General features: G+C 61.9%; 25 protein-coding genes. 20 read left to right on the forward strand and 5 right to left on the reverse strand.

The genetic code is table 11. The features are described 5' to 3' along the window. Positions 1 to 2 precede the first annotated feature (2 nt). From ACT53S_RS15635 to lipA, 7 genes are all read left to right on the forward strand, one after another. Complete coding sequence (locus tag ACT53S_RS15635) at positions 3 to 1,409, forward strand: pyruvate dehydrogenase complex E1 component subunit beta (protein WP_476067665.1); 1,407 nt, start codon at positions 3 to 5, stop codon at positions 1,407 to 1,409. A gap of 15 nt (positions 1,410 to 1,424) precedes the next feature. Beyond that, complete coding sequence (locus ACT53S_RS15640) at positions 1,425 to 2,765, forward strand: pyruvate dehydrogenase complex dihydrolipoamide acetyltransferase (RefSeq protein ID WP_476067666.1); 1,341 nt, start codon at positions 1,425 to 1,427, stop codon at positions 2,763 to 2,765. A 16-nt stretch (positions 2,766 to 2,781) separates the two neighbouring features. Beyond that, entirely contained in the window at positions 2,782 to 3,420 is a 639-nt protein-coding gene (locus ACT53S_RS15645) for an SGNH/GDSL hydrolase family protein (RefSeq protein WP_476067667.1), read from the forward strand. A 111-nt stretch (positions 3,421 to 3,531) separates the two neighbouring features. Continuing rightward, positions 3,532 to 3,798 carry an HP1242/YdcH family protein gene (locus ACT53S_RS15650; protein ID WP_142069055.1) on the forward strand — a complete coding sequence of 89 codons (267 nt, stop codon included), beginning with the start codon at positions 3,532 to 3,534 and terminating at the stop codon, positions 3,796 to 3,798. A gap of 75 nt (positions 3,799 to 3,873) precedes the next feature. Then, entirely contained in the window at positions 3,874 to 5,319 is a 1,446-nt protein-coding gene (gene lpdA / locus ACT53S_RS15655) for a dihydrolipoyl dehydrogenase (RefSeq protein WP_476067668.1), read from the forward strand. 76 nt (positions 5,320 to 5,395) lie between these two features. Beyond that, complete coding sequence (locus tag ACT53S_RS15660) at positions 5,396 to 5,650, forward strand: GlsB/YeaQ/YmgE family stress response membrane protein (RefSeq protein ID WP_054148070.1); 255 nt, start codon at positions 5,396 to 5,398, stop codon at positions 5,648 to 5,650. Between the two features lie 37 nt (positions 5,651 to 5,687). After that, the gene (lipA, locus tag ACT53S_RS15665; RefSeq protein WP_476067669.1) at positions 5,688 to 6,668 is read left to right on the forward strand and encodes a lipoyl synthase; all 981 of its coding nucleotides are present in this window, start codon (positions 5,688 to 5,690) and stop codon (positions 6,666 to 6,668) included. A 4-nt stretch (positions 6,669 to 6,672) separates the two neighbouring features. Here lipA and ACT53S_RS15670 read toward each other — a convergent pair whose 3' ends face one another. Both ACT53S_RS15670 and ACT53S_RS15675 read right to left on the reverse strand, forming a co-directional pair. Continuing rightward, on the reverse strand, positions 6,673 to 6,966 hold the full coding sequence (locus ACT53S_RS15670; protein WP_476067670.1) for a type II toxin-antitoxin system RelE/ParE family toxin: 294 nt from the start codon (positions 6,964 to 6,966) through the stop codon (positions 6,673 to 6,675). Next, positions 6,963 to 7,208: a type II toxin-antitoxin system ParD family antitoxin gene (locus ACT53S_RS15675; RefSeq protein ID WP_476067671.1), complete on the reverse strand. Its 246-nt coding sequence runs from the start codon at positions 7,206 to 7,208 to the stop codon at positions 6,963 to 6,965. Before ACT53S_RS15675 ends, ACT53S_RS15670 begins: the two co-directional genes overlap by 4 nt. Positions 7,209 to 7,293: 85 nt before the next feature. Between ACT53S_RS15675 and ACT53S_RS15680 the strand changes: the two genes are divergently transcribed. After that, positions 7,294 to 7,863: a P-loop NTPase family protein gene (locus tag ACT53S_RS15680; protein WP_476067936.1), complete on the forward strand. Its 570-nt coding sequence runs from the start codon at positions 7,294 to 7,296 to the stop codon at positions 7,861 to 7,863. Between the two features lie 9 nt (positions 7,864 to 7,872). Then, positions 7,873 to 8,325 (forward strand): type II toxin-antitoxin system RatA family toxin, encoded by a 453-nt coding sequence (locus ACT53S_RS15685; protein WP_476067672.1) that lies wholly within the window; start codon positions 7,873 to 7,875, stop codon positions 8,323 to 8,325. On the opposite strand, the gene ACT53S_RS15690 is transcribed toward ACT53S_RS15685, so the two are convergent. Together ACT53S_RS15690 and ACT53S_RS15695 are read right to left on the reverse strand one after the other, a co-directional pair. Further along, positions 8,310 to 8,816, reverse strand: a complete 507-nt coding sequence (locus ACT53S_RS15690; RefSeq protein WP_476067673.1) for a CinA family protein — start codon at positions 8,814 to 8,816, stop codon at positions 8,310 to 8,312. The two genes, ACT53S_RS15685 and ACT53S_RS15690, sit on opposite strands and share 16 nt — an antisense overlap. Then, a complete protein-coding gene (locus ACT53S_RS15695) occupies positions 8,816 to 10,024 on the reverse strand; it encodes a bifunctional 2-C-methyl-D-erythritol 4-phosphate cytidylyltransferase/2-C-methyl-D-erythritol 2,4-cyclodiphosphate synthase (protein WP_476067674.1) in 1,209 nt (402 codons plus the stop codon). Before ACT53S_RS15695 ends, ACT53S_RS15690 begins: the two co-directional genes overlap by 1 nt. Before the next feature lie 173 nt (positions 10,025 to 10,197). Here ACT53S_RS15695 and dusB point away from each other — a divergent pair, with 173 nt between their 5' ends. The 11 genes from dusB to bchJ all read left to right on the forward strand — a co-directional run bounded on the left by dusB (position 10,198) and on the right by bchJ (position 24,153). Continuing rightward, positions 10,198 to 11,199, forward strand: a complete 1,002-nt coding sequence (gene dusB, locus ACT53S_RS15700; RefSeq protein ID WP_476067675.1) for a tRNA dihydrouridine synthase DusB — start codon at positions 10,198 to 10,200, stop codon at positions 11,197 to 11,199. Then, entirely contained in the window at positions 11,196 to 12,341 is a 1,146-nt protein-coding gene (locus tag ACT53S_RS15705) for a two-component system sensor histidine kinase NtrB (protein ID WP_113377528.1), read from the forward strand. The genes dusB and ACT53S_RS15705 overlap by 4 nt, the downstream gene beginning before the upstream one ends. Beyond that, positions 12,341 to 13,792: a nitrogen regulation protein NR(I) gene (ntrC, locus tag ACT53S_RS15710; protein WP_113377529.1), complete on the forward strand. Its 1,452-nt coding sequence runs from the start codon at positions 12,341 to 12,343 to the stop codon at positions 13,790 to 13,792. Before ACT53S_RS15705 ends, ntrC begins: the two co-directional genes overlap by 1 nt. A gap of 188 nt (positions 13,793 to 13,980) precedes the next feature. Then, positions 13,981 to 16,245 (forward strand): sensor histidine kinase NtrY-like, encoded by a 2,265-nt coding sequence (locus ACT53S_RS15715; RefSeq protein ID WP_476067676.1) that lies wholly within the window; start codon positions 13,981 to 13,983, stop codon positions 16,243 to 16,245. After that, positions 16,235 to 17,599, forward strand: a complete 1,365-nt coding sequence (gene ntrX, locus ACT53S_RS15720; protein WP_113377531.1) for a nitrogen assimilation response regulator NtrX — start codon at positions 16,235 to 16,237, stop codon at positions 17,597 to 17,599. The genes ACT53S_RS15715 and ntrX overlap by 11 nt, the downstream gene beginning before the upstream one ends. A gap of 51 nt (positions 17,600 to 17,650) precedes the next feature. Then, entirely contained in the window at positions 17,651 to 19,027 is a 1,377-nt protein-coding gene (gene trkA / locus ACT53S_RS15725) for a Trk system potassium transporter TrkA (RefSeq protein ID WP_476067677.1), read from the forward strand. Between the two features lie 25 nt (positions 19,028 to 19,052). Next, positions 19,053 to 19,916: a D-amino-acid transaminase gene (locus ACT53S_RS15730; RefSeq protein ID WP_476067678.1), complete on the forward strand. Its 864-nt coding sequence runs from the start codon at positions 19,053 to 19,055 to the stop codon at positions 19,914 to 19,916. A gap of 109 nt (positions 19,917 to 20,025) precedes the next feature. After that, complete coding sequence (gene hfq, locus ACT53S_RS15735) at positions 20,026 to 20,277, forward strand: RNA chaperone Hfq (RefSeq protein WP_110790411.1); 252 nt, start codon at positions 20,026 to 20,028, stop codon at positions 20,275 to 20,277. A 67-nt stretch (positions 20,278 to 20,344) separates the two neighbouring features. Then, a complete protein-coding gene (hflX, locus tag ACT53S_RS15740) occupies positions 20,345 to 21,679 on the forward strand; it encodes a GTPase HflX (protein WP_113377534.1) in 1,335 nt (444 codons plus the stop codon). A 100-nt stretch (positions 21,680 to 21,779) separates the two neighbouring features. Then, a complete protein-coding gene (bchE, locus tag ACT53S_RS15745) occupies positions 21,780 to 23,405 on the forward strand; it encodes a magnesium-protoporphyrin IX monomethyl ester anaerobic oxidative cyclase (protein WP_476067679.1) in 1,626 nt (541 codons plus the stop codon). After that, on the forward strand, positions 23,392 to 24,153 hold the full coding sequence (gene bchJ, locus ACT53S_RS15750; protein WP_476067680.1) for a bacteriochlorophyll 4-vinyl reductase: 762 nt from the start codon (positions 23,392 to 23,394) through the stop codon (positions 24,151 to 24,153). Before bchE ends, bchJ begins: the two co-directional genes overlap by 14 nt. Here bchJ and ACT53S_RS15755 read toward each other — a convergent pair. Then, positions 24,053 to 25,249 (reverse strand): FAD-dependent oxidoreductase, encoded by a 1,197-nt coding sequence (locus ACT53S_RS15755; RefSeq protein ID WP_476067681.1) that lies wholly within the window; start codon positions 25,247 to 25,249, stop codon positions 24,053 to 24,055. The two genes, bchJ and ACT53S_RS15755, sit on opposite strands and share 101 nt — an antisense overlap. Positions 25,250 to 25,273 lie beyond the last annotated feature (24 nt).

Genomic DNA, 25,273 nt, shown 5'->3' on the forward strand with positions numbered 1-25,273 from the left:
CCATGCCGATCGAAATCCTCATGCCCGCCCTGTCTCCGACCATGGAAGAGGGTACGCTCTCCAAGTGGGTCAAGCAGGAAGGTGACACCATCAAGTCCGGCGACGTGATCGCCGAAATCGAAACCGACAAGGCGACGATGGAAGTCGAAGCCGTCGACGAAGGCGTGCTGGGCAAGATCCTGATTGCTGCCGGCACGGAAAACGTCAAGGTCAACACGGCGATCGCGGTCCTGCTGCAGGATGGCGAACGTGCCGATGCGGTGGTTGCTCCGAAGAAGGATGCCGATACGCCCGCCGCGACCGCCGACGCCACTGGCGGCAAGGCCCGCGAAGCCGCAGACGAGCCGTCGTCGAAGTCCGACAACACCGTTCCGGCCGCACCCAAGGTGGACGTCGCTGCCGATCCGGATATTCCGGCCGGCACAGAAATGGTGACGATGACGGTGCGTGAGGCGCTGCGCGAGGCGATGGCCGAAGAAATGCGCGCCAATCCGGACGTCTTCATCATGGGTGAAGAAGTCGCCGAGTATCAGGGCGCCTACAAGATCACGCAGGGCTTGCTGGCTGAATTCGGTCCTCGTCGTGTCGTCGATACGCCGATCACCGAACACGGCTTTGCCGGCGTCGGCGTCGGTGCCGCCATGGCCGGTCTGCGCCCGATCATCGAGTTCATGACCTTCAACTTCGCCATGCAGGCGATTGACCAGATCATCAACTCGGCCGCCAAGACGCTCTACATGTCCGGTGGCCAGATGGGGGCGCCGATCGTCTTCCGCGGCCCGAACGGCGCGGCTGCCCGTGTTGCTGCGCAGCACAGCCAGGACTATGCCGCCTGGTACAGCCAGATCCCGGGCCTCAAGGTCGTCATGCCCTACACGGCAGCCGACGCCAAGGGCCTGTTGAAGGCCGCGATCCGTGATCCGAACCCGATCATCTTCCTCGAAAACGAAATTCTGTACGGTCAGTCGTTCGAGGTTCCGAAGCTCGACGACTTCGTCCTGCCGATCGGCAAGGCGCGCATCCATAAGACCGGCAAGGACGCGACGATCGTCTCCTGGGGCATCGGCATGACCTATTCGGTCAAGGCGGTGGCCGAGCTGGAGAAGGAAGGTATCGACGTCGAACTGATCGACCTGCGCACCATCCGTCCGATGGACCTGCCGACGGTCATCGAATCGGTCAAGAAGACCGGCCGCCTCGTCACCGTCGAGGAAGGTTATCCGCAGTCGTCGGTCGGCACGGAAATCGCTACCCGCGTGATGCAGCAGGCCTTCGATTATCTCGACGCGCCGATCCTGACGATCGCCGGCAAGGACGTGCCGATGCCTTACGCGGCGAACCTCGAAAAGCTCGCTCTGCCGAATGTCGGCGAAGTGGTCCAGGCGGTGAAGACCGTCTGCTACAAATAAGGGGAGGGTAGGTCCATGCCGATCAACATCACCATGCCGGCACTCTCTCCCACGATGGAAGAGGGCAATCTGGCCAAGTGGCTGGTCAAGGAAGGCGACAAGGTCAAGTCGGGCGATGTCATCGCCGAGATCGAAACCGACAAGGCGACCATGGAAGTGGAAGCCGTCGATGAAGGTACGGTGGCGAAGATCGTCGTTCCGGCCGGCACCGAAGCCGTCAAGGTCAACGCCCTGATCGCCATCCTCGCCGCCGATGGCGAAGATGTCGCCGCAGCCGCTGCTGGCGGCGGTTCGGCCCCTGCCGCCCCGAAGGCAGATGCCGCACCAGCACCGAAGGCGGCGGAAGCTGCTCCGGCCCAGGCTGCAGCACCGGCTGCTCCGGCACCGGCCGCCGCACCCGCAACGGCGTCTTCCGGCGACCGCGTCTTCGCATCTCCGCTGGCCCGTCGTCTGGCCAAGGAAGCCGGCCTCGATCTGAAGGCCGTGTCCGGTTCTGGTCCGAAGGGCCGCGTGGTCAAGAGCGACATCGAAAAGGCCGTCAGCACCGGCGGTGGCAAGCCGGCTCAGGCTGCCGCACCGGCTGCAGCGGCTGCTCCGGCTCCGGTACTCGCCAAGGGCGCTTCCGATGAAGCCGTCCTCAAGCTGTTCGAAGCCGGGTCTTACGACCTTGTGCCGCATGACGGCATGCGCAAGACGATTGCCAAGCGCTTGCAGGAGTCGAAGCAGACCATCCCGCATTTCTACGTCTCCGTAGATTGCGAACTGGATGCGCTGCTGGCCCTGCGTGCCCAGCTCAACGATGCCGCCCCCCGCAAGGAAGGTGCGCCGGCCTACAAGCTCTCGGTCAACGACATGGTCATCAAGGCCATGGCGCTCGCCCTGCGTGACGTGCCGGATGCCAACGTTTCCTGGACGGACACGAACATGGTCAAGCACAAGCATGCCGATGTAGGCGTTGCCGTCTCGATCTCCGGCGGCCTGATCACACCGATCATCCGCAAGGCTGAGACCAAGACCCTGTCTGCCATCTCCAACGAGATGAAGGATCTCGGCAAGCGGGCCAAGGACCGCAAGCTGAAGCCGGAGGAGTATCAGGGCGGCACCACCGCCGTGTCCAACATGGGCATGATGGGCGTCAAGAACTTCGCCGCCGTCGTCAACCCGCCGCATGCGACCATTCTGGCCGTGGGCGCGGGCGAGGAGCGCGTCGTGGTCAAGAACGGCGAGATGAAGGTGGCGAACGTCATGACCGTGACGCTCTCGACCGACCACCGCGCCGTCGACGGTGCGCTCGGTGCCGAACTGCTCGGCGCCTTCAAGCGCTACATCGAAAACCCGATGGGCATGCTGGTCTGATCGAGGGGGCGGTGCGATGAAGACCGTTCTCGCTTACGGCGACAGCCTGACATGGGGATACGACCCGGTAAATCTGGGTCGGCATGCTCATGAGGATCGCTGGACGAGCGTCTTGCAGAAGGCGCTCGGTCACGGGGTGCGGGTGATCGCCGAGGGCCTGAACGGACGGACCACCGCTTATGACGATCATCTCGCGGACTGCGAACGCAATGGCGTGAAGCTCTTGCCGAGCATCCTCGAGACGCACAAGCCGATCGATCTCGTGATCTTCCTGCTCGGCACGAACGACATGAAGCGCGGGATCGGCGGCTCGGCGATCGCCGCGACCAAAGGGATCGACCGGCTGATCAAGCTGGTCCGGCATCATGACTGGGGTTTTGGCTACGAAGGGCCGGACATCCTGCTCGTATCGCCGCCGGCGATCTGTGAAACCGCCAACGTGCACTTCGCCGCCATGTTCAAGGGTGGTCTGGAAGAATCCGCGATGCTGGCGAGCTATTACAGTGACCTCGCCGACGAAACCGGCTGTGGCTTCTTTGATGCCGGATCGGTGGCAAAGACCACGCCGCTGGACGGCATTCATCTGGACGCCGAAAATACCCGTGCCATCGGACGCGGTCTGGAGCCAATCGTCCGGATGATGCTCGGACTTTGAAGAAAAACCTGCGGCCCGAAATCTCCGTCGGGGCGCGTTGATCAAAATCAAGGAGGTCTTGTGCGCTGCGTCTAACCTGAACTCATCAACCCCGACAGAGGAGATGGGATCATGTCGAACACACCGCACGAACTGGCAGCGGAATTCCCGGAACACGTCGCGCTGATGCGTCATCTGAAGGAAACGGATGGACATTTCGCCAGGCTGTTCGAGGCCTATCATGAGGTCAACGGGGTCATACACAGGGCCGAGACGAATATAGAGCCTGCAGACGACTTCCATGTCGTTGAACTCCGTAAGAAGCGGATGCAGCTCAAGGATGAAATCTACGGGATGCTGGTTCGTCATGAACCGGAGGCCGAGACACCCGCAGCCTGAGGGTCTCGCTTCCTGTCCCGAAACGGGCCTCCGCTTGAGCGGGGGCTCGCAGCAAACCGAGGAGTGGAAGCGCCCATGTCGAATGCTTACGACGTCATCATCATTGGCTCCGGCCCCGGCGGTTATGTGACCGCCATCCGTGCCGCCCAGCTCGGCCTGAAGACCGCGATCGTCGAACGCGAGCATCTCGGCGGCATCTGCCTCAACTGGGGCTGCATCCCGACCAAGGCACTGCTGCGCTCGGCCGAAATTCTCGACCATGCCAACCACGCCAAGGCCTATGGCCTGACGCTGAACGGCACGATGACCGCCGACGTCAAGGACGTGGTCGCCCGTTCGCGTGGCGTCTCGGCCCGCCTGAACGGTGGCGTCGCCTTCCTGATGAAGAAGAACAAGATCGACGTCATCTGGGGCGAGGCCAAGCTTTCCAAGCCCGGCGAAGTCGTCGTCGGCAAGATGACCAAGCCCGTCGTCGAGCCGCAGAACCCGGTTCCGAAGGGTGTGCTGGGCGAGGGCACCTACACCGCCAAACACATCATCGTCGCGACGGGCGCGCGCCCGCGTGCGCTTCCGGGCATCGAGCCGGATGGCAAGCTGATCTGGACCTATTTTGAAGCGATGAAGCCGGACTTCATGCCGAAGTCGCTGGTCGTCATGGGCTCGGGCGCGATCGGCATCGAGTTCGCCTCCTTCTACCGCTCCATGGGCGTGGATGTCACCGTCGTCGAACTGATGCCGAACATCATGCCGGTCGAGGACGTGGAAATCTCCACCTTCGCCCGCAAGCAGCTGGAAAAGCGCGGCCTGAAGATCATCACCGAGGCCAAGGTCTCGAAGGTCGAGAAGGGCGCCAACTCCATCACCGCCCATGTCGAGACGAAAGATGGCAAGGTCCAGACGATCACCGCTGACCGCCTGATCTCCGCCGTGGGTGTTCAGGGCAATATCGAGAACCTGGGCCTTGAAACCCTCGGCGTGAAGACGGATCGCGGCTGCATCGTCATCGACGGCTACGGCAAGACCAATGTGCCGGGCCTCTACGCGATCGGCGACGTTGCCGGCCCGCCGATGCTCGCCCACAAGGCCGAGCACGAAGGCGTCATCTGCATCGAGAAGATCGCTGGTGTTCCGGGTGTGCATCCGATGGACAAGGCGAAGATCCCGGGCTGCACCTATTGCAACCCGCAGGTTGCCTCTGTCGGCCTGACGGAAGCCAAGGCGAAGGCCGAGGGCCGCGACATCCGCGTCGGCCGCTACTCCTTTGCCGCCAACGGCAAGGCTATCGCGCTCGGCGAAGACCAGGGCATGATCAAGACCATCTTCGATAAGAAGACCGGTGAACTCCTCGGCGCCCATATGGTCGGCGCGGAAGTGACGGAACTCATCCAGGGCTTCGTTGTCGCGATGAACCTGGAGACCACGGAAGAAGAGCTGATGCACACGATCTTCCCGCATCCGACGCTCTCGGAAATGATGAAAGAAAGCGTGCTCGACGCCTATGGCCGGGTGCTCAACGCCTAAAGTGCGGTTGTGAAAGGGGACACTGCCGCTTATATCAGCGGCAGGTTCCAATTGAACGGTCCGAAAGGGGCTCGACATGGCAGGTTTTGAGGTCGGTATCATCGCGACGATCTTCTTCGGCGGTCTTGCGGGCTGGTTGGCCGGCAAGCTCATGGACATGCGCTTTGGCGTCTTCATGAACATCGTCATCGGCATCGTCGGTGCCGCGATCGCCGCCGCCATTTTCCGTCGGCTCGGCATTTTCGTCGAGGGCGACTGGCTTGGCTACCTGATCACCAGTTTTGTCGGCGCAAGCCTGCTTCTCTTCATTGCCCGCCTCGTCCGGCGATAACCACAAAGGCCGCCTGTGCGGCACAAGGGGTCTACCTATGGTCACCATTCTCGACAGGATCAACGTGGCTCCGGCGTCAGCCGACGAGAAGCGCGTTCGCCACCCGGAAAAGGCCCACAAGCCCGATACCGAGGTTCTGCGCAAGCCCGAATGGATCCGCGTCAAGGCGCCGACGTCGAAGGGCTACCACGAGACCCGTGACCTCGTGCGTTCCCACAAACTGGTGACGGTTTGCGAAGAGGCGGGTTGCCCGAACATTGGCGAGTGCTGGGACAAGAAGCACGCGACCTTCATGATCATGGGCGAGATCTGTACCCGCGCCTGCGCCTTCTGCAACGTGGCGACCGGCAAGCCGAATGCGCTCGATCTCGACGAACCCGCAAACGTCGCCAAGGCCGTCCGCCAGATGGGCCTCTCCCACGTCGTCATCACCTCCGTTGACCGCGACGACCTCGCCGACGGTGGCGCCGAGCATTTCGAGAAGGTGATCTGGGCCATCCGCGAGGCTTCGCCGGAGACGACGATCGAGATCCTCACCCCGGACTTCCTGAAGAAGCCGGGCGCGCTTGAGCGCGTTGTGGCCGCGAAGCCTGACGTCTTCAACCACAATATGGAAACCGTGCCCGGCAACTATCTGACGGTCCGTCCGGGTGCCCGTTATTTCCACTCCGTCCGCCTTCTGCAGCGGGTGAAGGAACTCGACCCGACCATGTTCACCAAATCCGGCATCATGGTCGGCCTCGGGGAAGAGCGGAACGAAGTCCTGCAGCTGATGGACGACCTGCGTTCCGCCGACGTCGACTTCCTGACCATCGGCCAGTATCTCCAGCCGACTCGCAAACACCACAAGGTCGAGCGTTTCGTCACGCCGGAAGAGTTCAAGTCCTACGAGGACATCGCCTATACCAAGGGCTTCTTGATGGTATCCTCAAGCCCGCTGACCCGCTCGTCGCACCATGCCGGCGACGACTTTGCACGGCTGAAGGCGGCGCGGGAGAAGCTTGTCGCCAAGGCGTGACGAGTTAACCGAGATAGTCCTCCCAATCTTCGCGTGCGTTCGGGACTGCTATAATCAGGACGTCGCCGCTGGGCTTGATGCTGTAGATCACCAGATGTGATCCGGTGGGATGAACGCGCACGGGTGGCCTGATTTCTGAACGTTCGCGCGCCATGCGAGGGTTCTCGGCAATCAGAGTGAAAACGTGTTCGAGGTGGATATGGTAGGCCTCGGCCTGCGCCTCGCCGAACGTCTCAACACCGCGCCGATAGATCCTGCGGACATCCTCCGCGGCTCGACGGGTGAGCCGATAGCTCAAGCAGATCTGCTCCGTTGGTCCTTCAGGGAGTGGAGGATATCCTGCATGCTCTCATCGCTCTCGCCGCTGGCGATCCCCTCGTCGACAATTGCCTGGATACGGACAACCTCTCTCTGGCGATCCTGGTCCTGACGGATCAGGTCCTGAATATAGGCCTCCTCGTTGGCGAACTGACCCTCATGGGTCTGATCGTCGACGAACTGCTTCATCTTGTCGGGCAGCCGAACGCTGAGCTTGGCCATACATCTGTCTCCTGTGTCCGAATGTTGCTCGCGTCCGACTAAAAAGTCAAAGCTTGGCGCACTGCATGAGAGCGAGACGAATCGAATGCGTAACCTTCCAGTAGCTCAAGAAGCCGCGAATTATCTGCGCCAGGCCCGCCGAATCTGCGTGATAGGCTGCTCCGGCGGCGGCAAATCGACATTATCCCGCAAGATCGCGGCCGCACTCGACATCCCTAACCATTCGATGGATCGCGAAGTCTTCTGGCTGCCTAACTGGGTTCAGCGGCCCAGGGCCGAGCAAAGGGAGATACTCTCCGAGATCGTCAAAGCGGACAGATGGCTTCTCGATGGCACCAATCCTTCAAGCCTTGACATCAGGCTGCCGCGCACGGATCTTGTCATCTGGGTGCGGCTTCCGCGCCGGCGTTGTCTTCTCGGGGTTTATAGACGGGCGGCGAAGTTTGTCGGAAAGCATCGCCCTGACATGGCAGATGGCTGCGTCGAGCAGTGGCCGGACCGCGAATTCCTCTCCTATATCTGGCACTTCGAACGCCGCTTCGCCCCGCGCATCATCGAGGAAATCGAACGGCACGGACCGAACGTGCCGGTCGTCACCCTGAAATCCCATGGCGAAATGGCGCAGCTGCTTGATCTTGCGGGGCTTCCTCATTAAGTCCCTGACATGCCTCAGTTCGAAACCCGCCGCCTCGTCAAGCACTCGCCCGACCGCATGTACGCGCTTGTTGCGGATATCGAGCGCTACCCGGAATTCCTGCCCCTCTGCGAAGCGCTGACCATTCGCTCGCGCCGCGAACGCGACGGCAAGGAGCTGCTGCTGGCCGACATGACGGTGGGCTACAAGGCGATCCGCGAGACCTTCACAACCCAGGTTCTCCTGACGCCGGCCGAGCGTGCCATCGACGTCAAATACATCGAAGGCCCGTTCAAATATCTCGACAACCGCTGGCGCTTCGAAGAGGCAGGCGAGGGCAGTTGCTCGGTCCACTTCTTCATCGACTACGAGTTCAAGAACCGCATCCTCGGCGCCCTGATGGGCTCAATGTTCGACCGCGCTTTCCGCATGTTTTCGGAAGCCTTCGAGACGCGCGCCGACAAGATCTATGCCGGGACCTGAACCGCAGCGGTCAGCATCTCCAACGCCGTCCTGACCGTCGCCAGCCGGACCTGTTCGCGGCCAATATCACCGTAGCGCATCTCCCGGTGATCGATCAGCCCGCTTCGGGTCTTCAACGCCAGATGCACAAGCCCGACCGGTTTCTCCGTCGAGCCTCCGCCCGGCCCGGCAATGCCCGTGACAGCAACGGCCACCTGGGCATCGGAGCGCACAAGAGCTCCATATGCCATCTGCAGCGCTGTCTCCCTTGAGACGGCTCCGAAACCCTCTAGCGTCTTTGCGCTCACGCCGATCAGATCGATCTTCGCCTGGTTCGTATAGGTAACGAAGCCCCGGTCGACGACCGCTGACGATCCTGCGATCTCGGTGAGTGCGCCGGCGATCAACCCGCCCGTGCAGGATTCAGCCGTGGCGATCATCCAGCCAAGATCGCGATAAGCGGCAATGATCGCCTGTGCCTTGTCTTCGATATCCGCCGGATAGAGTCCCATCAGTCCGCTCCCTGGAAGACGACGGTTGCGGTGGCGATCGCTGCGATCCCCTCCCGGCGACCGATGAAGCCGATCTTTTCATTCGTCGTCGCCTTCACCGAGCAGCGATCGAGCGAAATGCCAAGGATCTCCGAAAGCTTCTCCCGCATGGCCTGCCGATGCGGACCGACTTTAGGCGCTTCGGCAATGAGCGAAATATCGGCATTCATGATCGTGCCGCCGGCGCCGCGCACGATCTTCGCCGCATGCTCCAGAAAGATCCGCGATGGCGCGCCCTTCCATTGCATGTCCGAGGGTGGGAAATGATCGCCGATATCGCCGGCCCCGCAGGTGGCCAGCAGTGCGTCGGTCAGCGCGTGCAACGCGACATCCGCATCAGAATGCCCCTTGAGCTTCTGGTCGTGCGGAATGAAGATCCCGCAAAGGGTTACGCCATCGCCGGGCTCGAGCTGGTGCACGTCATAGCCGTTTCCGGTGCGAACGTCGGGCAGGGCGTTGCCCTTCAGTTTCTCGTCGGCCATGGCGATATCCCTCTTCACGGTCAGTTTGACATTGTCGATCGATCCCTCGACCAGCTGGACCGGAATGCCGGCCCATTCGGCGATCGAGGCATCGTCGGTAAAGTCGGATCCGGCCTCACGTGCTGCCCGTTCATGGGCGCTCAGGATGCTCTGGTAGTGGAAACTCTGCGGCGTCTGCGCGGCATGGAGGTCCTTGCGTGGCACGGTATCCGTGACGATCTTCCCCGCATCCGCCCGCTTGAGCGTGTCAGACACTGCAACGGCTGGCAGAACCGCTGACTTGCCCGCCGCTAGCTCTTCCGCGATCCGATCGAGAAGTGCCGGATCGGCAAACGGCCTCACACCGTCATGGATCATGACGGATTCGATGTTGCTCGCGCGCAGGGCCCTCAGGCCATTGAGGACAGATTCCTGTCGCGTTGCGCCGCCGGTTACCACAAGAACCGAGTGTCTTGCAGGCAGGTCCGAAACGGCCGCGTCGAAAAGCGCGCGATCATCAGGATGGATGACCACGACGACAGGACCACTTTTGGGCCAGTCGAGAAAGAGCTTCAGCGTGTGCCAGATGACCGGCTTCCCGCCGATCCGCCGATACTGCTTGGGTCCCTCGACCGATGCACCGGCGCGCTCGCCGCGGCCGGCAGCAACAACGACGATCCCGATTGTTCCGCTCAGCCCTTGCTCCATCGCCCCGCCTGGTCCATGACACATTCTCTTTGCACCCGTGCTCTATCGGCTCGATAGCGCCTTTTCCAGCATTTGCACGAATTTTTGTCGGCGCGTGAGCTTTGCCTCTTGGCAAGCCAAACTTGCCTGTCTAAAAATAGTGCAAATGCGTTCTTTGCCTGAAAGATGATCAGTTGGTTTCTGTTGCGTTGGACACGCCTTTCCGCATCGGCACGGTTCCCGTCCGGAACCGGGTTGTGCTCGCGCCGATGTCGGGCGTCACGGATTTGCCGTTCCGCCAGCTGGCGTTCCGCTTTGGTGCCGGCTTGGTGGTCACCGAAATGGTGGCGAGCCGCGAACTTGTCTTCAATGCCGCAGAGAGTTGGTCGCGCCTCAAGGGTGCAGGTCTGACCCCGCATATGGTGCAACTGGCCGGCCGCGAAGCGAAATGGCTCGCCGAGGCAGCGGTGATTGCCGAGGCCAATGGCGCGGACATCATCGATATCAACATGGGTTGCCCGGCCAAGAAGGTGATCGGCGGCTATGCCGGCTCTGCCCTCATGCGCGAGCCGGATCACGCTCTGGCTTTGATCGAGGCTACGGTCAAAGCCGTGAAGATCCCGGTCACGGTCAAGATGCGCTTGGGTTGGGACGAGAGTTCTATCAATGCGCCGCACATCGCATCCCGTGCCGAAGCCGCCGGCGTTCAATTGATCACCGTGCATGGCCGTACCCGCATGCAGTTCTATGAGGGGCGGGCGAACTGGGATGCAATCGCTGCCGTTCGTGACGCAATCCGTATCCCCTTGATCGCCAATGGCGACGTCGAGACGGCAGCCGACGCCCAGGAGATACTCCGCCGGTCAGGCGCCGATGCCGTGATGGTTGGTCGCGCCTGCCAGGGCAGGCCTTGGCATGCGGGTGTGCTCGCGGGACGGGACAGCCCCGCCGCGTCGGATATCCCGGGCCTCGTTGTCGAACACTACCGGGCAATGCTCGAGCACTACGGCGTCGAGGTCGGTGTTCGCCACGCCCGCAAGCATCTCGGCTGGTATCTCGACCGGTTTGCCGCCGGCCTCGAACCGGGTGCCAAAGCCGGCATCATGACATCGAAGAATGCCGACGACGTGGCGACTGCTGTGGAGCAGGCGCTCTCCGGTGCGTTGAACCCGGCAGCCAGACAGGAGGCCGCATGACGGCGAATGACAACGCGGGCATGACTGGCAATGGCCTTGCCATGGCCGTGCTGAATGCCATCCAGAATCCTGTTGTGATGGTGGATGCCAATGGCCACATCGCCTTCGCCAATTGGGAGGCGGAAGCCTTCTTTGGCGCAAGCGCTGCTCATCTCGCCCGCTACCGTATCTCCACCTTCATCCCCTTTGGCAGCCCGCTTCTGTCCCTGATCGAGCAGGTGCGCGAGCGTCGCGCGCCGGTCAACGAGTATCGCGTGGACCTGAGTTCGCCGCGTCTTGGCCAGGAAAAGCTTGTTGACCTCTATGTCGCGCCAGTCCTGGGTCAGCCGGGCAACGTTGTAGTGGTGTTCCAGGAACGCTCCATGGCCGACAAGATCGACCGCCAGCTGACCCATCGCGCGGCCGCGCGTTCCGTCACCGGCCTTGCCTCGATGCTGGCGCACGAGATCAAGAACCCGCTATCCGGCATCCGCGGGGCCGCCCAGCTCCTTGAGACAGCAGTAACCGACGAAGACAGAGCCCTGACCCGCCTGATCTGCGACGAGACGGACCGCATAGTGTCACTGGTCGATCGCATGGAGGTCTTCTCAGACGAGCGTCCGGTCGACCGCCAGTCGATCAACATCCATTCGGTGCTCGATCAGGTAAAAGCCGTGGCCAAGGCCGGTTTCGCGCGCAACATCCGCATCACGGAAAATTACGATCCCTCGCTACCGCCGGTTTTTGCCAACAGGGACCAACTGGTCCAGGTTTTCCTCAACCTCGTCAAGAACGCATCGGAAGCCATTGGCGAACGCTCGGACGGGGAGATCCAGCTGACGACAGCCTACCGTCCCGGTATCCGTCTCTCGGTTGCCGGTTCGCGGGAAAAGATTTCCCTGCCGCTCGAATTCTGCGTGCATGACAACGGCCCGGGCGTTCCGTCCGACTTGCTGCCGCATCTGTTCGATCCCTTCATCACCACCAAAACCAACGGCTCTGGGCTCGGTCTGGCGCTCGTCGCGAAGATCATTGGCGCCCATGGCGGCATTGTCGAATGCGACAGCCAGGCGAGCCGCACCACTTTCCGGGTCCTTATGCCCATGTCGAAAGAGACGGCGCTCGATGATGCGCCCCTTCCAAAATCCACGGGAACGAACTGATGACGGCCACGATCCTTGTTGCTGACGACGATGCCGCGATCCGCACGGTGCTCAATCAGGCACTGAGCCGCGCTGGATACGACGTCAGGATCACCTCGAATGCGGCAACGCTCTGGCGCTGGATCTCGGCCGGCGAGGGCGATCTCGTCGTGACCGATGTAGTGATGCCCGACGAAAACGCTTTCGACCTCCTGCCGCGCATCAAAAAGGCGCGGCCGGACCTGCCAGTTCTGGTCATGAGCGCCCAGAACACCTTCATGACCGCCATCAAGGCCTCCGAGAAGGGCGCCTATGACTACCTGCCTAAGCCCTTCGATCTCACCGAGCTGATCGCCATCATCGGTCGCGCGCTGTCGGAGCCGAAAAAGCGCCCGGCGCGTCTCGACGACGACATGCAGGACGGCATGCCGCTCGTCGGCCGCTCGGCCGCCATGCAGGAAATCTACCGCGTACTCGCCCGCCTGATGCAGACGGATCTGACGCTGATGATCACCGGCGAGTCGGGCACCGGCAAGGAACTGGTTGCCAAGGCGCTGCACGACTACGGCAAGCGCCGCAACGGCCCCTTCGTCGCCATCAACATGGCCGCAATCCCACGCGATTTGATCGAATCGGAGCTCTTCGGCCATGAGAAGGGTGCCTTCACCGGTGCGCAGAACCGCTCGACCGGTCGCTTCGAGCAGGCCGAAGGCGGGACACTCTTCCTGGATGAAATCGGCGATATGCCGATGGATGCGCAGACGCGGCTGCTGCGCGTGCTGCAGCAGGGCGAATACACGACCGTCGGTGGGCGCACGCCGATCCGTACCGACGTGCGCATCGTCGCCGCGACCAACAAGGACCTGAAACAGTCGATCAATCAGGGCCTGTTCCGCGAAGACCTCTACTATCGCTTGAATGTCGTGCCGTTGCGCCTGCCGCCACTGCGCGACCGTGCCGAAGACATTCCCGATCTGGTGCGCCACTTCATTCAGCAGGGAGAAAAGGAAGGTCTCGATTCGAAGCGCTTCGACCATGAAGCGCTGGAAGTCATGAAGGCCTATCCCTGGCCCGGCAATGTCCGCGAGTTGGAAAACGTCGTGCGCCGCCTAATGGCGCTTTATCCACAGGACGTGATTGCACGGGAAGTGGTGGAGCAGGAACTGCGTGCCGATATCTCCGACAGTCCGATCGCAAAGGTCGGTGTGGCGAGCGGCACCATGACCATTTCCCAGGCCGTGGAAGAGAACATGCGGACCTATTTCGCCAGCTTCGGCGAAGCCCTTCCGCCATCGGGCTTGTACGACCGCGTCCTGACGGAGATGGAGTATCCGCTGATTCTGGCCGCTCTGACGGCCACGCGCGGCAACCAGATCAAGGCCGCAGACCTGCTCGGTCTCAATCGAAACACGCTGCGTAAGAAAATTCGGGAACTCGGCGTCTCGGTCTATCGCAGTTCCCGCTCGGCTTGACATCCCGCAAGGCTCCGTTGCAATTTCGCCACATTGCGTTGCTCAAAAGCCACGTGATGTGGCGATTTGTTGTCTCGTTCCGGTCGCTTGGTTCGAGACTGCGATCGGTTAACGCGTGAGAAATGCCGATCCGGTCCCGATACCGGACGTCGAGATAAGATCCGCCTGCGCGGATCCGGGGGAAATGAATGGCAAGGGTGAGGCGAGCCTCCGCCGCAGATGTTGAAGCGGCGATGGCGCAGGACCGCAGGGCGTCCTTCGCGCTGCCGGGACTGCTGCTCGCCGGCGGTGCACTTGTCTCTGCGAGCTTCACGCTACCGATCCTTCTGGGGCTGACGCCCATCGAGCCGACCTCAAGGGTTCTGGTCGCGTCTGCGGTGGTCAACTCGATGTTCATCGTCGGGCTGATGTTCCTGATCGGTCGCGAGGTGCTGCGTCTGTTCAAGGCGCGCAACAGAGGCCGGGCGGCTGCCCGACTGCATGTCAGGATCGTTGCCCTCTTCTCGATCATCGCGATCACGCCGGCCATCCTCGTCGCGATCTTCGCGTCCATTACGCTGAATGTCGGCCTCGACCGCTGGTTCTCGATTCGCACGCAATCGATCGTCTCGTCGTCGATGAACGTTGCGCAGGCCTATATGCTGGAGAATGCCAGCTATCTGCAGGGCCAAGCCATCTCCATGGCCAATGACCTCGAACGGAACCGCGCCCTGTTTTACCTCGACCGGACCGGTTTCGTAGAGCTGATGACCCGCCAGGCCAGGGGGCGCGGCATGCTGGGCGCCTTCCTGGTGCGTGAGGACGGCTCGGCTATCACCAAGGCCGATATAGAGACAGAGAAGCCGCTCCCGGCGATCCCGCGCGATGCGCTCGAAAGCGCTGCGGCCGGTCAGCCGACGCTCATTCCACCGGGCGTGACCAACCTTGTCGGAGCGATCATCAAGCTCGACTCGATCTCCGGCACCTTCCTTTACACAATTCGCGCCGTCGACCCGAAGGTCATGCAGGCCATGCGGTTGATGGAGGAGAACACGGCCGAATACCAGTCGATGGAAGATGGCCGCACCACTCTGCAAATCGCCTTCGCCATCCTTTATCTCGGCTTCGCCCTGATCGTGCTCCTCGCTGCGATCTGGACGGCGATTGCCGTTGCCGACAGGATTGTTCGCCCGATCCGGCTTTTGATCGGTGCCGCAGACAGCATCGCCTCGGGCAATCTCAATGTCCTGGTGCCGGTTCGCGCGGCGGATGGCGATGTCGGCAGCCTGTCTCGCACATTCAACAAGATGGTGTCGCAGATCCGTTCGCAGCGGGACGAAATCCTTGAGGCCAAGGACGAGGTCGATGATCGCCGCCGCTTCATTGAGGCGGTGCTGTCGGGGGTGACGGCGGCCGTCATCGGCGTCGAGGACAACGGCATTGTCACCATCGTCAATCCTTCGGCCGAATTCTTTCTGGCCCTGCCGGCAGACCAGCTCATCGGGCAGAAACTGTCGCTCGTGGCGCCCGAGGTCGATCGGGTGCTCAACGAGGCCGCCGTTCGCCATCGTGGGGAATATCGCGAGCAGATCAACATGATCCGCGGCGGCAAGGAAAGGACCCTGAACGTGCAGGTCACCCGCGAGGAAACGCGTGGGTCTGAAGACAGTTATGTCATCACGCTGGATGACATCACCGATCTCGTGGTGGCGCAACGCTCCACGGCCTGGGCCGATGTCGCCCGCCGCATCGCCCACGAGATCAAGAACCCGCTGACGCCGATCCAGCTGTCCGCCGAGCGTTTGAAGCGGCGCTACGGCAAGCAGATTGCCGATGATGACAAGGCCGTCTTCAATCAGTGCACGGACACGATCGTCCGTCAGGTCGAGGATATCGGCCGCATGGTCGACGAGTTCTCGGCCTTTGCCCGGATGCCGAAGCCCACCAAGCAGCTGACCGATCTGCGGGAAATCCTGACCGACGCGGTCTTCCTTCGTGAGATCGGAAGCAGCGAGATCGAGTTCCAACGCGATTTCGGTGACGAACCTCTGGAAGGAAGCTTCGATGCGCGGATGCTGGCCCAGGCCGTCAGCAACATCGTCAAGAACGCGGTAGAGGCGATCGAGGCGGTACCGGTCGAGGAACTCGGCAAAGGCAAAATCCTGGTCCGCTCCTATTTCGACCATGCGCACGACCGCTTCGCGGTCGACGTCATCGACAATGGTCGCGGACTGCCGACCGAAAACCGGCACCGTATCCTCGAACCCTATATGACCATGCGCGAGAAGGGCACCGGCCTTGGCCTCGCCATCGTCAAGAAGATCATAGAAGAGCATGGCGGACAGCTTGAGCTGCACGACGCGCCGGTCGATTTCGACCGGGGCAGAGGAGCGATGATCCGCATCATCCTCCCACGCGCCGAAGCATCCGCCATCGACAGTGAGAACGACAAGGAAAAGGTCCATGGCCTCTGATATTCTGGTAGTCGACGACGAAGAGGACATCCGCGAGATCGTCTCGGGCATTCTCAGCGACGAAGGCCACGAGACCCGCACCGCGCATGATGCCGACAGTGCGCTGGCCGCGATTTCAGATCGCGTACCGCGTCTGGTCTTCCTGGACATCTGGATGCAGGGAAGCCGCCTCGACGGACTGGCCTTGCTTGATGAGATCAAGCTGCGTCACCCGGATCTGCCGGTGGTGATGATCTCCGGCCACGGCAATGTCGAGACCGCCGTCTCCGCAATCAAGCGCGGGGCCTTCGACTTCATCGAAAAGCCTTTCAAGGCGGATCGTCTGATCCTGATCGCCGAGCGAGCTCTGGAGAACTCCAAGCTGAAGCGCGAAGTCTCCGATCTGAAGCGCCGCACGGGCGACGCGGTCGAACTGATCGGCACCTCGGTCGCCGTCTCGCAGTTGCGTCAGACGATCGAGAAGATCGCGCCGACCAACAGCCGCATCATGATCTTCGGACCGTCCGGCTCCGGCAAGGAACTTGTGGCACGGATGATCCACAAGCGATCGAGCCGCGCCGCCGGTCCCTTCGTATCGCTGAACGCAGCAGCCATTACCCCCGACCGGATGGAGATGGCGCTGTTCGGTACGGAGGGCACGCCCGGCCAGCCACGCCGAATCGGCGCCCTGGAAGAGGCCCATCGCGGCATCCTGTATCTGGATGAAATCGGCGAGATGCCGCGCGAGACCCAGAACAAGATCCTGCGTGTCCTGGTCGAGCAGCAGTTCGAACGCGTGGGCGGCTCCAAGCGGGTGAAGGTCGACGTGCGCATAATCTCGTCGAGCGCTTACAATCTCGAAGGCCTGATCGCCGAAGGGCGATTCCGCGAAGACCTGTTCCACCGCTTGGCAGTCGTCCCGGTCAAGGTTCCAGCATTGGCCGAGCGTCGCGAGGACATTCCCTTCCTCGTCGACATGTTCATGCGGCAGATTTCCGAACAGGCGGGCATTCGCCAGCGCAAGATCGGAGAGGACGCGATGGCTGTTCTGCAGGCCAACGACTGGCCCGGTAACATCCGCCAACTGCGCAACAACATCGAGCGCTTGATGATCCTCGCTCAAGGCGACAGCCCCGAAGCGCCGATTACGGCCGAGATGCTGCCGCAGGACCTCTCGGACATGCTGCCCAAGGTTTCGGCCCGCAACGACACTCACATCATGACCCTGCCGTTGCGCGAAGCACGCGAAATGTTCGAACGCGATTATCTGATTGCGCAGATCAATCGCTTCGGTGGCAACATTTCGCGGACGGCAGAATTCGTTGGCATGGAGCGTTCGGCCCTGCATCGCAAACTGAAATCCCTTGGCGTATAAGCAGGCAAAACGGCACCGGTTTATTGACCGGACGATCGCAGGAAACACGCCATGAAAGTCATCATTTGCGGAGCGGGTCAGGTCGGCTACGGGATCGCCGAGCGGCTGTCCCAGGAGGACAATGACGTTGCCGTCATCGATACCTCGGCCTCGCTCGTATCCCATATCACCGAGACCCTGGATGTCCGAGGGTATGTCGGCCATGGCGCTCATCCGGACGTTCTTGCGCGAGCCGGCGCCGACCAGGCCGATATGCTGATCGCGGTGACGCTCTACGACGAAATCAACATGATCGCCTGCCAGGTGGCGCATTCGCTCTTCAATGTTCCGACGAAGATCGCCCGCATCCGTTCCCAGAACTATCTTCTGCCGGAATATTCCGACCTGTTCAGCCGGGAGAATCTGCCGATCGACGTGACGATTTCTCCGGAAATCGAGGTCGGGAAGATGGTGCTTCGCCGCATCTCCTTCCCTGGTGCGACCGATATCGTCCGCTTCGCTGACGACAACATTGCCATGCTGGCCATTGAGTGCATGGAGGATTGCCCGGTTGTCGACACGCCTCTGAACCAGCTGAGCGAACTCTTCCCGGACCTGATGGCGACCGTTTGCGCCATCTGGCGCAATGGAAAGCTCATTGTCGCACGCTCGCAGGATCATCTCCTCGTCGGCGACCTCGCCTATGTCATCTGCCAGCGCGATCACGCCCGCCGCACGCTCGGTCTCTTTGGACACGAAGAGCAGGAGGCGGCCCGTATCGTTATTGCAGGCGGTGGCAATATTGGTCACTACGTCGCGCGCACGATTGGCCAGATGTCGCCGAAAACCCGGTTGAAGATCATCGAGAGCGACCGCGAACGTGCGCATGCCGTTTCCAACCAGCTGTCGGATGCCATCGTTCTGCATGGCTCCGCGCTCGATCAGAACATCCTCCATCAGGCGGACATCCAGGACGCCGATCTGATGGTGACGCTGACGAACAACGACCAGACCAACATCTTGAGCGCCGCCATGGCCAAGCGTCTCGGCTGCAAGTCCGGCATGGCGCTGATCAACAGTCCGTCCTTCCACGACATTGCCGGCTCGATCGGCATCGATGCCTATATCAATCCCCGCGCTGTCACGATTTCGCGTGTGCTGCAGCATGTGCGCAAGGGGCGAATCCGTGCGGTCTATGCGGTGCAGAAGGGGAAAGCGGAGGTCATCGAGGCCGAGGCGCTCGAGACCTCGCCTCTGGTCGGCAAATCCTTCCGCGATCTCGACTTGCCGCCCGGCCTTCGCATCGGCGCGATCTACAGGGACAAGACGGTGTTGCGCCCGAACGGCGACACACGCATCAAAGCCAAGGATCGCATCGTTCTGTTTGCCGCGGCCGACGCCGTGCGGCATGTCGAACAGCTGTTCCGCGTTTCGATCCAGTATTTCTAATCGCGTCTCTGAAGGTTTGAACCCGATGCCCCGCATTGCCTATGTCAACGGCCGTTATCTTCCCCATTCGGAAGCCGCAGTGCATATCGAGGACCGCGGATTCCAGTTCGCCGATGGCGTCTACGAGGTCTGCGAGATCCGTCATGGGGTGATTGTCGATTTGACGCGCCATCTGGATCGGCTCGACCGCTCCCTGTCGGAACTGAAGATGAGGAGCCCGATGAGCCGGGCGGCGCTCACCCAGGTGATCCGGGAAGTCGCGCGGCGCAATCGGGTGAAGAATGGTCTGTTATATCTGCAAGTGACACGCGGGGTCGCACGACGCGACCATGTCTTCCCTTCGCCCGACACGCCGCCGAGCCTCGTCATCACTGCGAAGATCACAGATCCGTCGGTCATCGCGAAGAAGAACGAGACGGGTTTGAAAGCGATCACCCTGCCGGACAACCGGTGGGACCGTGTCGATATCAAGACGGTCGGCCTTCTGCCCAACGCCATGGCGCGCCAGGCCGCGAAGGAGAGCGGCGCCCAGGAGGCGATCTATGTGGATGCGCGGGGCATGGTGACCGAGGGGGCCGCCACCAATGTCTGGATCGTGGACAAGGATGGCGTTCTCGTGACCCGCCCCGCCGAGCATGGCATTTTGCGTGGCATTACGCGCACGGGCTTGCTGGACGTCACGGCCAAGCTGGGGATAGCGGTTGCCGAACGGGAATTTTCCCGGGATGAAATGCTCGCGGCCCGTGAGGTGTTTATCACTGCCGCCACCAGTATTTGTTTTCCGATCGTTGAAATCGACGGTGAAACGATCGGAAACGGTCACCCGGGTGCCATGTCCGAGCGCATTCGTTCTGCCTTTTTCGACATTGCGGAAAAGACGGTGATTTGATACCACCTTGTTCCGGTGGAGGGGCGAGGGGACCTATTCCCCACCTTTTCAGTAACAACAATAATCACACCGGTCGAAAAAGACCGGCAATTAAGAAAGAAGCGGCGCCATGGCGGAACGTTCTCAGAACCTGCAGGATCTTTTCCTCAACACCGTACGCAAGCAGAAAATCTCGCTGACGATCTTCCTGATCAATGGCGTCAAACTGACCGGTGTTGTTACGTCCTTCGACAACTTCTGCGTTCTGTTGCGTCGCGACGGCCACTCGCAGCTGGTCTATAAGCACGCCATTTCGACCATCATGCCGGGTCAGCCGATGCAGATGTTCGAAAGCGAAGACAGCGCTGCCGGACAGGACTGAGATCATCACCAGCCGAGACACAAAGAATGATTCAATCATCCCCGAGGACGAAAAACCTCGGGATGACATGCGGGCGGTCGTCATCGTCCCTGTCTTGAAGGCAGGGCGACCTCAACCCTTGCCGGAAGGTGCGCCGCCTGCACCGAGCCGCTCCAATGATGCGCGCCTGGAAGAGGCGATCGGCCTTGCCCGCGCCATTGACCTGACGATCGTTCAGGGTCTGATCGTGCCGGTGAACCAGCCGCGCCCGGCGACGCTGATGGGGTCTGGCAAGATCGCCGAGGTGAAGGCCTTGCTCGATGAGTTCGACGCTGGCCTCGTGATAGTCGATCATCCGCTGACACCCGTTCAGCAGCGCAATCTCGAGAAGGAATGGGGCGCGAAGGTCATCGACCGCACCGGCCTCATCCTCGAAATCTTCGGTCGCCGTGCCTCCACCAAGGAAGGCACGCTGCAGGTCGAGCTTGCGCATCTCAACTACCAGAAGGGCCGGCTCGTCCGCTCCTGGACCCACCTTGAACGCCAGCGCGGCGGTGCGGGCTTCATGGGCGGTCCGGGTGAAACCCAGATCGAAGCCGACCGGCGCATGCTGCAGGACAAGATCATCAAGCTCGAGCGCGAGCTCGAACAGGTGGTCCGCACCCGTCAGTTGCACCGCGCCAAGCGCCGCAAGGTTCCGCATCCGATCGTGGCGCTCGTCGGCTACACCAATGCCGGCAAGTCGACGCTGTTCAACCGCATCACCGGTGCGGGCGTGCTGGCCGAAGACATGCTGTTTGCGACGCTTGATCCGACGCTGCGCCGCATGAAGCTGCCGCATGGCCGCACCGTGATCATGTCCGACACCGTCGGCTTCATCTCCGACCTGCCGACCCACCTCGTCGCCGCCTTCCGCGCCACGCTGGAAGAGGTGCTGGAAGCTGATCTCATCTTGCATGTCCGGGACATGTCGGATCCTGATAACGGTGCCCAGTCGGCGGATGTCCTGCGCATCCTTGACGATCTCGGCATTGACGAGAAGGAACGCTCAGAGCGCATCCTCGAAGTCTGGAACAAGATCGACCGGCTCGATCCGGAAAACCATGACGGTCTGCTGCAAAAGGCGGCCGGCCGCGAGAATGTGATGCCGGTTTCGGCCATCAGCGGGGAGGGTGTCGATACCCTGCTCGATGTCATCTCGCAGCGCCTCTCCGGTGTGCTCACCGAAGCCACGATCACGATTCCGGCCGATAAACATGCCGTCGTCTCCTGGCTCTACGGCAATGCCGTGGTGAACGGGCGTGAGGATCACGAAGACGGCAGCGTGAGCCTCGACGTGCGGCTGACCGACCGTCAGGCCGATGAACTCGAGCGCAAGCTCGGCACCCGGAAGTCGGCCGAAAAAGAAGATTGGGAACGCTAGCCCCACGATGACCGTAAAACTTCGGCGCAATTCTTGATTCACGTCAAGGAATACCGCGACCGCGTGTGTCAACTTTTGTTTACACACATGGGAGGTGGTCATGCGCGTCGTCTTCATCCATCCGAATTATCATTCCGGCGGCGCCGAGATTGCCGGCAACTGGCCGCCCGCCTGGGTCGCCTATCTCGGCGGCGCGCTGAAGTCCGCCGGCTTTACCGACATCCACTTCCTCGATGCCATGACCAACGACATGACCGAGGACCGGCTGCGCGAAGAATTGCGCCGCCTGCAGCCGGATATGATAGGCTGCACCGCCATTACCCCGTCGATCTATACGGCCGAGCGCTGCCTGGAGATCGCAAAAGAGGTCTGCCCTCAAGCGCTCCGGGTCCTCGGTGGCATCCACGCCACCTTCATGTATCAGCAGGTCTTGACCGAGGCGCCCTATATCGACGTCATCGTCCGTGGCGAAGGCGAGGAGATCATCGTCGAACTCGCCCGCGCCTATGCCGCCGGCAACTGGAAAGAGGCGAGGGCGGGCATCAAGGGCCTCGCCTACATCACCGACGACGGCAAGATCATCGCGACGCCAGCGGCTCCCACCGTCAAGAATTTCGATGCCGTCGAGCCGGACTGGACCCTGCTCCAATGGGAAAAATACATCTATGTGCCGCTCGGCGTCAGGGTCGCGATCCCCAATATGGCTCGCGGCTGCCCCTTCACCTGCTCCTTCTGCTCGCAGTGGAAGTTCTGGCGCGACTATCGCATCCGCGATCCGAAGAAGGTCGTCGACGAGATCGAAAAACTGGTCAACGACCACCAGGTCGGCTTCTTCATCCTCGCCGACGAGGAGCCCACCATCAACCGCAAGAAGTTTATCGCCTTCTGCGAGGAACTGATCGCTCGCGGCCTGCCGGACAAGGTCAAATGGGGCATAAACACCCGCGTCACCGACATTATCAGAGACGAGGAATATCTGGCCCTCTATCGCAAGGCCGGCCTCGTGCATGTCTCGCTCGGTACGGAGGCCGCCGCCCAGCTGAAGCTTGACCGCTTCAACAAGGAAACCAAGGTCGCCGAGAACAAGAAGGCGATCCGTCTTCTCCGCGAGGCTGATATCTTCACGGAAGCGCAGTTCATCGTCGGCCTCGAAAACGAGACGGCGGAGACACTGGAGGAAACCTATCGCATGGCTCGCGACTGGAACCCGGATCTCGCCAACTGGGCGATGTACACGCCGTGGCCCTTCTCGCCGCTCTTCCAGGAACTGGGTGACAAGGTCGAGATCTTCGATTTCTCGAAATACAACTTCGTGACACCGATCATGAAGCCGGATGCCATGGACCGTGCCGAACTGCTCGACCGCGTGATGAACAATTACCGACGCTTCTACATGATCAAGGCGCTCTTCCATTACCCTTGGCGTGGCAAGGGCTTTCGGCGCCGCTATCTTCTCGGCTGCCTCAAGGCCTTCATGAAGGCTGGCTTCGAACGAAAATTCTACGATCTCGGCAAGCACAATTACTGGGGGCCGCAATCCAAGGACAAGGTCGATTTCGGCTTCGACATGACCCGCAAGATCGCACCGGCTCAGATGGTCGACTGGCAGGCGGCCTCTGACCGCGCAAGCCAGCTGCGCGCCCGCAAGGCGGGCGAGGTGGAAGAGACGCGGACACCCGTGCTTGCCTGCGGCGGAGGGCCGGAGAGCCACGATGCCCACGTCTGAGGCGAGTCTCTCAGGACGGGTAGCTGCGGGCGCAGAAGGAGAGGCGCAACTTGCCTGCAGCGGCACGCAGATTTCAAAAAGCAACGGCGCCCGCATCGGGCCGAACAGCCTGATCCAGACGGGCCAGGCGCTATCGGCACTGTTTGGCGACGAGACGGCGCGTATGACCTTCGACCGAGCGGGAATCGGCTATCGCTACGCCGATCCACCCGGCACGATGATCGATGAACGAGAGCCTCAGCGGCTCTTCGCCGTGCTCTTTGACACCTTGTCGGATCAGGACGCCACCCGCGTCTTGGCGGAAGCCGGTCACCGCACGGGCCATTATCTGCTGGCCAATCGCATTCCGAAGCCTGCACGCTGGCTGCTGCCGCGTCTGCCGTCTGCCGTTTCCACGCGGCTGCTTGTCCGCGCCATCTCCGCCCATGCCTGGACCTTTACCGGAAGCGGCCGGTTCTCGGGCGAAGTGCGGGGCTGGAGGCGTCCGGTCATTCACCTTGCAATCAAGGCCAACCCGTTAGCAACGCCCGGCTGCCCCTGGCATGGCGCCGTCTTCGAACGCCTCTTCGCCACCTTGACCGCAACCCAAGTCTCGGTCCTCCACCCCCGCTGCGAAGCCAAGGGCAACGACTGCTGCGAATGGACGATTACCGGTGCGACCGGCTCACGGCATCCTGCCCGAATGTCTCGGAGAGCCGCAACCGACCGACCGGATCGCGAAGATCGCCCGTCACAAGCGTGGAGATGACGGATCGCACGCCCGGCAATGTCGTAATGGGGGCGATCAGGTGATCCCGCAAGGCAGGCAGGAGACGGCTGTCCGATTGGTAGAAGGGCGTCAGCACCCGACTGAGGAACTGGTAGCTGCGCACATGCATCTGCCTTTGCCGCAGATGCCGCGCGATCGCCGCCTCGACATCCTCTGCATGCACCAGTGCGGCGGCGAGCGACGCAGCGTCGAGCAGCGCCATGTTCGCCCCCTGGCCGAGCTGTGGGCTTGTCGCATGCCAGGCATCCCCGATCTTCAGCGCATGCCGCCCGATCACCGGCGGGCGGGTCTGGTGGCGATAGCGCGCATGAACCGGTTCGGCGATGGCTGCGAGCGGAAGCGCATCCGGCCAGAGCTTGCCCACCGCCTCCAGCCACGCGTCGCGGCCAGCCTTGACCCACGCGGGATGATCTGCGGTGCGCAGGCTCCAGAAGAACGTCGCCATGGCGGGCGCCCCTTCGCGAGTGGTCCCGACCGGCAGCACGCCGGCCATCCGTGAGGCACGGTCATATCGTTGTTCGAGCAGGTTCTCCTGGAACGGGCCGCCATCGGGGAAGGGCACCGTTGCCCAGAGTGCCCCATAACGGAGCTCGCTATCCGGCCGACTGCCGATCGGGGAATTGGCCCCCATGGCATCGATGACGAGGTCTGCCGGCGATGAACGCGCACCATCCTGGAAGACGAAACGAGCACGAGACCCCGGCTCAATGCCGCTGATCCGCGCCGATGCCTCGAAAGCCACACCGGCTGCGCGCGCCGCCTCGAACAAGGTGTCGAACAGCGCCACCCGCTGGACAGCGATCCCGAATTCGCCGGACCGGTAGCGCACGTCGAGCACAGGCTTGCCGCCGTCCTTCAGCCGTCCGACCATCCGGTCGATGCGTCGCCCGCGTGCGGCAACCGGATCGAGAAGCCCCATGGCCGCAAGAACCTGAGCTCCCGTCGGCTGCAGCACGAAGCCGGAGCCCACCGGACGGGGCGCATCCATCTGGTCGTAGAGTGTCACCGAGGCGCCGAACCCGGCGAGCATGGTGCCGAGCGCCAATCCGCCGACGCCAGCACCTGCAATGGCCACATCAAGTCCAGTGAGCCTCACGCT

The sequence above is a fragment of the Allorhizobium sp. DMC15 genome, from assembly GCF_056314065.1.